Source organism: Rhodonellum psychrophilum GCM71 = DSM 17998, from assembly GCF_000381545.1.
GTDB lineage: Bacteria > Bacteroidota > Bacteroidia > Cytophagales > Cyclobacteriaceae > Rhodonellum > Rhodonellum psychrophilum.
In genome coordinates, this window is the sequence record NZ_KB906693.1 from 76,189 (window position 1) to 85,656 (window position 9,468).

The 9,468-nt window shown below is 44.0% G+C and carries 10 protein-coding genes and 1 pseudogene; 5 read left to right on the forward strand and 6 right to left on the reverse strand.

The genetic code is table 11. From position 1 onward, the window contains the following. Nucleotides 1-193: 193 nt before the first annotated feature. Nucleotides 194-340 (reverse strand): annotated as a pseudogene (locus tag F824_RS28215) (IS3 family transposase); the annotation flags it as partial. 315 nt (nucleotides 341-655) lie between these two features. Between F824_RS28215 and F824_RS0122315 the strand changes: the two are divergent. Genes F824_RS0122315 through F824_RS0122325 form a run of 3 tightly spaced genes read left to right on the forward strand, consistent with a single transcriptional unit; the run spans nucleotide 656 to nucleotide 2,130 of the window. After that, on the forward strand, nucleotides 656-868 hold the full coding sequence (locus tag F824_RS0122315; protein WP_019600167.1) for a helix-turn-helix transcriptional regulator: 213 nt from the start codon (nucleotides 656-658) through the stop codon (nucleotides 866-868). Further along, on the forward strand, nucleotides 858-1,202 hold the full coding sequence (locus tag F824_RS0122320) for a HipA N-terminal domain-containing protein (RefSeq protein WP_019600168.1): 345 nt from the start codon (nucleotides 858-860) through the stop codon (nucleotides 1,200-1,202). The genes F824_RS0122315 and F824_RS0122320 overlap by 11 nt, the downstream gene beginning before the upstream one ends. Continuing rightward, on the forward strand, nucleotides 1,192-2,130 hold the full coding sequence (locus F824_RS0122325) for a HipA domain-containing protein (RefSeq protein ID WP_201769084.1): 939 nt from the start codon (nucleotides 1,192-1,194) through the stop codon (nucleotides 2,128-2,130). The genes F824_RS0122320 and F824_RS0122325 overlap by 11 nt, the downstream gene beginning before the upstream one ends. A 66-nt stretch (nucleotides 2,131-2,196) precedes the next feature. On the opposite strand, the gene mnmE is transcribed toward F824_RS0122325, so the two are convergent. The 4 genes from mnmE to F824_RS0122350 all read right to left on the reverse strand — a co-directional run bounded on the left by mnmE (nucleotide 2,197) and on the right by F824_RS0122350 (nucleotide 6,520). Continuing rightward, complete coding sequence (gene mnmE / locus F824_RS0122330) at nucleotides 2,197-3,579, reverse strand: tRNA uridine-5-carboxymethylaminomethyl(34) synthesis GTPase MnmE (protein ID WP_019600170.1); 1,383 nt, start codon at nucleotides 3,577-3,579, stop codon at nucleotides 2,197-2,199. A gap of 2 nt (nucleotides 3,580-3,581) precedes the next feature. Then, entirely contained in the window at nucleotides 3,582-4,031 is a 450-nt protein-coding gene (locus F824_RS0122335; protein ID WP_026333865.1) for a thioredoxin family protein, read from the reverse strand. An 82-nt stretch (nucleotides 4,032-4,113) separates the two neighbouring features. Continuing rightward, entirely contained in the window at nucleotides 4,114-4,776 is a 663-nt protein-coding gene (locus tag F824_RS0122340; protein WP_019600172.1) for a metal-dependent transcriptional regulator, read from the reverse strand. Nucleotides 4,777-5,365: 589 nt separating this feature from the next. Then, a complete protein-coding gene (locus tag F824_RS0122350; RefSeq protein ID WP_139189909.1) occupies nucleotides 5,366-6,520 on the reverse strand; it encodes a glycosyltransferase family protein in 1,155 nt (384 codons plus the stop codon). 37 nt (nucleotides 6,521-6,557) lie between these two features. On the opposite strand from F824_RS0122350, the gene F824_RS0122355 reads away from it, so the two are divergent. Both F824_RS0122355 and F824_RS0122360 read left to right on the forward strand, forming a co-directional pair. Continuing rightward, nucleotides 6,558-7,373, forward strand: a complete 816-nt coding sequence (locus F824_RS0122355) for a 2,3,4,5-tetrahydropyridine-2,6-dicarboxylate N-succinyltransferase (RefSeq protein WP_019600175.1) — start codon at nucleotides 6,558-6,560, stop codon at nucleotides 7,371-7,373. A 22-nt stretch (nucleotides 7,374-7,395) separates the two neighbouring features. Further along, a complete protein-coding gene (locus F824_RS0122360) occupies nucleotides 7,396-8,001 on the forward strand; it encodes a tetratricopeptide repeat protein (RefSeq protein WP_019600176.1) in 606 nt (201 codons plus the stop codon). 57 nt (nucleotides 8,002-8,058) lie between these two features. Here F824_RS0122360 and F824_RS0122365 read toward each other — a convergent pair whose 3' ends face one another. Then, on the reverse strand, nucleotides 8,059-8,823 hold the full coding sequence (locus tag F824_RS0122365) for an outer membrane protein assembly factor BamD (RefSeq protein WP_019600177.1): 765 nt from the start codon (nucleotides 8,821-8,823) through the stop codon (nucleotides 8,059-8,061). Nucleotides 8,824-9,468: the final 645 nt, after the last annotated feature.

The window sequence follows — 9,468 nt, forward strand, 5'->3', positions numbered from 1 at the left end:
GGTGATAATGTGAATCCATTGGCATGTAGCTTATCCATTTAAAATCCAAAAGGGTTTTTCAAGTGATGTGGATTTGCAACAATAAAATGGACAAATATATTTAGCCCATTGATTTATTGATTCCCGTCGCCTGCCGTGGGCTCCTCAAATTGTTAGTGCGACTTGAAATAAAATCACCCTGACAATTTCGAGGTCAGACCTTTTTGATTTCCTTATGCAGCATTTTTTTGTTGATTTTTCTAAATTGTTCCAGTGAAAGATATCCTAGGGAAGAGTGTCTCCGGATTCTGTTGTACCATATTTTAATAAATTCAAACAGCTCCTGTTTTGCTTCCTTTACCGATTTGTACTTCCTCTATCCTGTTTCTGATTTCAGGATTTTGAAGAAGTTTTCCGCCACCGCACTGTCCCAACAGTTCCCTTTTCTGCTCATACTTTGAGTAACTTTTTTTGGATCCAGTCCTTCTCTGAACTCACTTTCAAACATTCTTTCCAACGTTCAAGAAAATATTTATACCTTTTAGGGTATACTTTAAATATATCACCAAAATTTATACCCGTAAAGGTATATTTAAGCTTATATTTCTGTGAAATATACCCCATCAGGTATATATTTGTATCTTTACCTTAATTAACACCCGAAGGGGTATAGGATATGGGATTGGCAAAATTTGTCAAGGAAAAAAGAAATGCAGTGAAGCTTACCCAGCCTGAATTGGCGAGTAAAGCAGGGGTGGGCCTTCGGTTTCTCAGAGATCTGGAGCAGGGTAAGGAAACACTGAAAATGGATAAAGTGAACCAGGTATTGTCGATGTTTGGATATGAACTTGGACCAGTACCCAAATCTGAGCAAAACCATGATAAGTAGTAGAATTGCGGATGTCTATATGCATGAGTTTTTGGCGGGGAATCTGGTACAGGACGATACGGGATACCAGTTTACCTATATACAGGAATATCTCCATAGGGAAGGGGTAGCGCCAGTTAGCCTAACGCTGCCCTTACAATCTGCGCCTTACCACTCACTTACAATGTTCCCGTTTTTCGACGGTTTGATACCGGAAGGATGGCTGCTTGATATCGCAGAGAAAAATTGGAAACTGGATTCTCGTGACCGTATGGGCCTTTTGCTGTTTTGCTGTAAAGATACCATTGGAGCGGTCAGTGTCATCCACCAAAATGAAAACCCTGATGGTGAATAAATGTCTGTACTGTTACCAGACTTTGGTAGAATCTGAAATTGATTTTCATCCCAGATGCAGCAGAAAGATTTTTGGAACGGTTATAGCTCCTGAGCTTCCTTACAGTGAGCAGGAGTTGGAGCCTTTGGCAAGAACTGTAATTGAAAACCACACGGCTTTGACCGGGGTTCAACCCAAGTTGTCTCTTCATATTTCCTCAGATAAAGATGGCCCAAAGCGTTTTACGATTGTAGGTTTATGGGGTGGCTATATTCTAAAACCTGCATCCACCATCTATCCACAGCTTCCAGAAGTAGAAGACCTGACCATGCACCTGGCCGAAATAGCGAAGATTAAGGTTGTACCCCATGCCCTGATCCGGATGCAATCGGGCAAGCTTGCCTACATCACCAAAAGGATTGACCGGACGAATAAAGGAAAGATACACATGGAAGACATGTGTCAACTGACACAACGGTTGACGGAGGACAAGTACAGAGGATCTTACGAACAAATAGCAAAAGCCATCCTTAAGTATTCCAAAGCACCCGGATTGGATCTGGTCAATTTTTATGAACAAGTCCTGTTCTGTTTCCTCACCGGCAATGCGGATATGCATCTCAAGAATTTCTCCCTGATTTACCAACCTGGTCTAGGACCTGTACTCAGCCCGGCCTATGATCTGCTCAATACGGCCATTGTCAACCCGGCGGACGAGGAGGAGCTTGCCCTCTCGCTGAACGGGAAAAAAAACAGGATCCGAAAAAGTGATTTTACGATAGCCTTTACCTCGGCTGGTCTGGATGAAAAGCAACAGGAAAACATCTTCAATAAAATGATCAAATCGCAAAAATCTTGGCTGCAGATGATTCAAAACAGCTTTCTTACACAGGAATTTAAAGAACTATACACCATACAATTGAGTGAAAGGATAAAAATAATCTTGTAGGTTTTTCCAAGAAAAACTTAGTTCAAACCTCCATTCACCGGAATTTAAATCCTAAAGTCCGGTTGGTTACTTCCCGATGCAAAACTTCCTGAAAATATTCTCCAACAGATCATCCGTGGTGATCTCGCCGGTGATTTCTCCCAGGAAGTGGAGTGATCTCCGGATGTCCATCGCCAGGAAATCATTGGTAATCTGGATCTCCAAACCTTGGAGGATGTCAAGCAGGGAATCCCTGGTTTTCATCAAGGAATCGTAATGACGGATATTGGTTACGATCGTGTTTCCGGTTCTGAATTTGTCCAGATTCACCAGTTCGAGCACACGGTCTTTTAGGGCTTCCAGATTCTCTTTTTGCCCTGCAGAAATAAAAATAGTGTCGGGATAATTTGTCTTTAAAGTGCTGATTAAATTGGGATTGCCCTTATCCATCTTATTGGCAACTTTAACAAAAGGGACACCGAGATCCTCCAACTTGGCAATGTCTGTTTCGATCTCTGACAGATCCGTATCGGTCAGGTCAAAGAGGTACAAGATCAAAGAGGCAGTCTTCATTTTTTCATGCGTGCGGCTCACCCCGATGGACTCGATGATGTCCGTCGTTTCCCGCAATCCGGCCGTGTCGATAAACCTGAAAATCACGCCACCAATGTTGATTTCATCCTCGATGAAATCACGGGTGGTGCCGGCAATTTCCGAGACGATGGCTTTTTCCTCGTTGAGCAAGGCATTGAGCAAGGTGGATTTTCCGGCATTGGGTTTTCCCGCGATCACCGTGGGTACCCCGTTTTTGATCACGTTGCCCAAGTCGAAACTTCCGATCAGCAGTTCCACCGCCCGAAGCAATTTCTCCACCAAAATGCGCAAGTCATCTCTGCTGGCAAACTCCACATCCTCTTCACCAAAATCCAGTTCCAATTCGATCATGCTGGCAAAATGGATCAGCTCAGCACGCAGCTTTTGGATTTCCCCACTGAACCCGCCACGCATCTGATGCATCGCTGCCTGATGGGAGGTCTCGGAATCGGAGTGGATCAGGTCTGCGACGGCCTCTGCTTGGGCAAGGTCGAACTGTCCGTTCAGGAATGCCCTCTGCGTGAACTCACCGGGTTTGGCTGGCCTGGCGCCATTCCTGATCAATAATTTGATCACCTGATTTACGATATAGGACGAACCATGCGTGGAGATTTCCACAACATTTTCCTTGGTGAAGGATTTGGGGGCAACAAAGAGGGAGACCAATACTTCGTCGATGATCTTGTCGCCGTCCCGAATGGTTCCGAAATGGATGGTGTGGGAATCCTGCTTTTCAAGGTCCTTGCCTTTGAAAACTTTGTTCGTTAGCCGAAGGGCTTCTTTTCCTGAAAGTCGGATGACCGCGATGGCGCCAACCCCCTGCGGAGTGGCCAAGGCGACGATGGTGTCTGAATGCTCGTGAAGGGAAAAACTCATGTTTACTTGCTGAACTTTTGGACCAGATTATCCAGGCCTGTAAGGAAATCATCCGGCAGTCTGTAGCCGGGCATTTGGGTGATGTTTTCCATCACCGGATCCATGAGGATAAAGTTGGGAAAGGAGTTTACCCGAAAGGCGCGGGCCATGGTTTCTTCGGTGTATTCCCGGCCTTTGAAATTGAATTTTCGGCTGCTGTTTTCTGCATTGAGTTTTACAGGATAAAAGCTCTTGTTGATGTAGGCAATCACGGCAGGATTGGTGAAGGTTTCCTTGTCCATTTTTTTGCACCAGCCGCACCAATCGGTGTAGACATCCACCAAGATCATCCTGGGATTTTCAGCGGTTTTGGCCGCGGCTTCCTCGAAGGTCAGCCAGTTGATTTTGTCTTGTGCCTGAAGGGTAAGTGCGCCCAACAGGAGAGGTATAAAAAGGAAGGATATTTTTTTCATCGGATTTCTTGAATTACGAATTTCCATAAAGGAACGGCATTCTCCAAATCGAAGTTCGGGTAGCCGTCATTTTTTCAAAATCTTACTGCATGATCAAAATATTTGCAGCGACTTCTTTTGACATGAACAATGTCTTTTTGTTGTCCACCATGATTTCGATGGAGCCATCGAATTCCACTTTTTCCAGGACCTTGATCCGTGCCCCGATATAGGCGCCGACCTTGTCCAGGTATTTGAGGAATGCCGAGCTGTTGTCCTTGACCGCGACGATCTGTCCGGTGTCAAGAATGGAGAGTTCGTTGAGGGGAAGTCGGGGGCGGGCGCGGACATCTCCGTACTCATCCGGGATGGGATCACCATGGGGATCGAACTTGGGAAACCCCAGATATTCGTCCAGTCTTTGGATCAGGATTTTGGATTTGATGTGCTGCAATTCATCGGCAACGGCATTGACCTCGTCCCAGGAAAACTTCAATTTGTCCACCAAAAACACTTCCCAAAGATGGTGCTTTCGGATCGTCCTTAAAGCAAATTTTTTACCTTCTTCGGTGATGTGAACGCCGTAATATTTCCGGTATTCGATCACTTCTTTTTCACCGAGTTTCCGCAGCATGTCACTGACGGAGGCGGGCTTGGTTTTCATTTCCGCAGCGATGTCGTTGGTGGAAACGCCCTTCTTTCCTTCCTCGGAAAGTTGGTAGATGGCCTTTAAATAATTCTCTTCTGCGTAGGTGAGGTTTGTCATACGGAATAGGGTTCGATACGCAAATATAGAGATTTAGACGATACTAAAAAATAGTTTTATATAGACTAAATCGCCTGTGGATAACTCGGTTTGGGATGTGGGAATGGTTTTAGGGTTGTCTAAAAATATATTTAGCCAATAGTAATAAACCTGTTAAATACCTGTTATAAAGTATTTTGTGTTTGTATTTGTGTCTTAAAAATAGCGCTTCAAGTAAAGGTTAAAAGGTTTCCGCTGTGAAAATGGGGGTTTCCATTTAAGGCCCTGAGTGGATAACTTTTTCACTTGACGTGGATAAGTTGCTTGTGTTCAAAAATGGGTTGTTGAAAGAGAATGGCGCTTCTGGGATCCCGAAATGGGGTCCTGCTTTTTATTTTCTGTTGCGCAAAAAATGTTGCTCAGCCGGAAGTCTTTGGAGAATGGTGGGCTTGGGTGTTCCTCTTTTTCTGCTTGCCGGCTCTTTATATATCTCCCAAAACTGAGTTCAAGCAATCAGATCACCTGCTTGCCTTATCAGAAATAAAGCAGCCGGAAGATAAATGAAAGGAAAAAAATCATTGGGATTTTAGGGGTGAAAAATGAAGCGGATTTAAACTGGATTGGATGACTCCCCAATTGGGTTTTGCTCTTCGGAAAGTTTCAGGATGCGATCCAAAAACTCAGGTTCCTGGCTTTTCCACAAGACGCTTTCCGGTACGGGAGAAGTAAAAAAATCCTGCTCCAACAGCGATGAAAACCGAGCGCCCGCATGCTCGAGATCCAAAAAATCGATGGACAGACCTGCCCGGAGGGGTTGGTAAATGTCCGCCCAAATCGCGTTCGGAGGCAGCAATACCGGAACACCCAAGGCCAGACTTTCATACAATTTGCTTGGGATTTTTGGGGAAATACTGGGCAGCAAATGATAGGGCATCACTGAGAAATCAGTCCCTTTGTAGCTTTCCAAAATGGTAGAATAGGGGAGTGGGGATTCCGAAATCCGACTTTCAATCGCTGGATTTCCTGCTGTTTTCTGTTTGATTTTTTTTAAATATGAAGGCAAAGGAGCATGTCCAACAATTCTTAGTTTGGAATTTGGGAAGCCTTCCTGGATTTTTTGGAACCAAAGAATGCCTTCCAATGTCCCATAAACTTCCGTCAATGTTCCCGAAATCAAGAAGGTCAAGCCCTTGCCCGATTCAATTTTATAGCCCAATTTCGGGACGATTCGGCCATGGAATCGGTTCTCCAACACGGTGAAATCCCGGATGTTTTTCAGCTCTTCAGTATAGCATTTCTCGGCAAAAAAGTAATGGTCGACAAAGGGACTTGACACCGTTTCGATGGCTTTCACCAATCCGATGGAGACATGTTTTTTGATGCCCTTTTGGCTCTTGTTGTGGGCAAGATTGAGGGCATAGTTTTCCTGCAGATCGTAGATGATTTTGTACCTCAGAAAGGGTTTCAGCAGGATGGCCGGCACCATCAATTCGTAGGTGGAAAGGATCAGTATTTGGGGTGTATCCCGCAGCAGGATCCCCATGAATTTAGCACCTACCAAAGCCCTTTTCCAGTGGGTTCTGAAATGACAAAAAAGTGGGATGAATTTTAAGTTTTCTTCATCTATTTCTTTTTTTGTTGAAAATCCTATGATGTTAATGCGGTATTTATTTGTTTCACGCAATGAAAGTCCCATACGGCAATACGCTCTGGGATCTTTAAGGGGTTTGAGGACGGAAGCGATGGCAATCTTAATCTTCTCCATCAAGGGATTTTTGAACAAAGCGAAACTAAGAAAAAAAATGGATTTAAAAACGATCATCGAAAGTGCCTGGGACGACAGGGAGTTATTGAAGCAAAAAGAAGTGGTGATTGCCATCAAAACCGTCATCAGCGATTTGGATATGGGTGTCCTTAGGGTTGCCGAACCAACAGCATCCGGCGAATGGCTGGTGAACGATTGGATCAAAAAAGCCGTGATCATGTACTTCCCGATCCAGAAAATGCAGACCATTCAGGTGGGTCCATTTGAATTCCATGACAAGATGGCCCTCAAGACCAATTATGAAAAGAAAGGCGTAAGGGTGGTTCCCCATGCCGTGGCGAGATATGGTGCCTACTTGGCCAATGGGGTGATCTTGATGCCTTCTTATGTCAATATAGGAGCCTATGTGGACAGTGGCACGATGGTTGATACCTGGGCGACGGTGGGCTCATGTGCACAGATAGGCAAAAACGTGCATTTAAGTGGTGGTGTGGGCATAGGAGGGGTGTTGGAACCTGTTCAGGCTGCTCCTGTAATCATTGAAGACGGCGCTTTTATTGGCTCCAGAGCCATCATCGTGGAAGGGGTGAGAATAGGCAAAGAGGCTGTCATCGGGGCAGGCGTTACGCTGACCGCAAGTTCCAAAATCATCGATGTGACCGGTTCTGAACCAGTGGAATACAAAGGGTATGTCCCGGAGCGTTCTGTAGTCATTCCCGGATCCATCACCAAAGTCTTCCCTGCAGGTGAATTTCAAGTACCCTGTGCTTTGATCATCGGTCAAAGAAAAGCCTCCACCGACCTGAAAACTTCCCTGAACAATGCCTTAAGGGAAAACAATGTCGCGGTTTAAGTTTCAATAGAACAAAAGAAAAATGGATTTTAAAAATTGGATTGCTGCCTTTTCAATGCTTTTGGTTGTTTCCTTCTCGGCATGTACCGGGGGAGGCGCTAAAGAGGGCGATGGTTACTTCGCGGATGGAAATTATGAAAAAGCCATAGGGGCTTATGATAAATTCCTTACCAATGATCCCAAAAACGTCAAAGTGCTCTACAATAGAGGAAGATCTTATGAGGAACTTGGGGATTTTGCCAATGCGGAGAAAGATTTCCTGAAAGCACTTGAATCAGATTCAAAAAATATTCAGGTATTGATGAGCTTGTCCAATGTGTACCAAAAGCAGAAGAACCACAGTGCGGCATTGCTTTATGCAGACTATGCTGTGGAAATACCGGGAGCTCCAGCAATGGCTTATTTCTTAAAGGGAAGGGCTTTGCATCAGTTGGGAAACACAGATGAAGCCCTCAGGGAATACTCTGCTGCCATTAAGATGGACAAGGATTTTGGACAGGCTTTCTATTACAGAGGTTTGTTGAAGATCGCCACCAAAAGCAAAAAATCAGGTTGTGAAGACCTCAATTTGGCGCTAAAAATGAATTTTGAAGCTGCCAAGGAAGTCATTGAAAAGTATTGCCAATAAAAAAATCTCCTTTCTCAGGCTCATGAAATAAAAAAAGTCCCTTTTGAGGGACTTTTTTTATGGGTTTCCATGTGATTTTAATTTGTGAAAGAGTTGTGAAAGGTGCTGGATTTCCTTTTCCGGTTCGTGGTCACAAAGGTGATCCGATTGAAGCCTTCCCGATCCTTGGCAGGTTCTACAGGCACTCACTTCCTTTTTGCTGCCATTGCAGGTGGGGCATTCCAGCCTGCCTTTGCCAGAGCACCTGTCGCATTCAAAATATTCGACGATGTTGAAGACATTTCTTTTGGTTACCATGCCGGATCCCACGCATCTGCTGCAGCCGATCACGCCCTTTGCTTTGCAATAATTGCATTCTTGTTCGATCTGCTTGGTTCCTTCGCAGGTGAAGCACTGCTGGTATCTATAGCCTCTCCGGTCGCAGAGTTGGCAAACCTTGATCTCGTTGAGCGGGTTTTCAAGTCTTTGTTCAAGTCTCTTTGCGGCCTCGTAATTATCCCCCTTAAAACCATTGATTTCGAGGTATTTGTTCAAAAAATTCGCACTGTTGTCAAACTGCTGGAGTTCAAAAAGGGTCTCGGCAAAATAATAGGGCATCTCGGAAGGGATAGGCAGATTGGAATCGATGATTTGCCTAAATAATCCATTGGCCTTATCGTATTCACCTTTTTCCATTTCGGATAAGGCCGTATTCATTAATCTGGAAGATCCTCCCAAAGTTGGCTGAACTTGGGCCATTCCAGTATTCAAATGTAGAATAAAAACCAATCCGAGGAGAAGCACTATTTTTTTATGGAAATTATTGGGGCTTATTGTACGCATTTTGACTTTTTATATTGAAGGCACAAATTAATCACGTTTGATCCATAAATCAAATTTCTTCCTTTTTGAACCACTTTTGATAACTTGAATAATGTTAAGTATTTCCTTTTTTATGTCAATAAAAATCTACTCGTTATTGGATTTTTTTCTTTAGCCAATAATAGCCTCTAGAGTTTTCCATATCTCTACGGATTCTTCTTTAGGTAAATGAAAATTGAAAACCTTTCAGGATTCTCGATCCTTACATTCCTGTTGAAGGATTAAAACCTCATAAGCATTTGATATAGAGAAATTTGCTGTTTTGACCATTGGAGAAATGTCAATAAAGAAAAAACGTTACTAAGGAAGAAATGTAAGCCTTGATTTTTTGGTTCCTTTTTGATCAAGGAAAAAGGGACAAAGAAAGAAAATTGCGATTAATGTCAACTATCTGCTTTGGCGAAAACCCTTCGGGATTCAATCTTTTTCTTTAGCCAAAAAGAAACAATCACGACATACCAATTCCCACGGGTTGCAACCCGTGGGAATTCAAGGTTAAAGCCCTTCAGGCTTCGTGATAATTGGTCGCCAAGGAAGGAAGGAGTGGTCTGTGGGGACACAGACCACGGTTAACCGGAAGGAAACGACACCTTCGCACTAAACCTC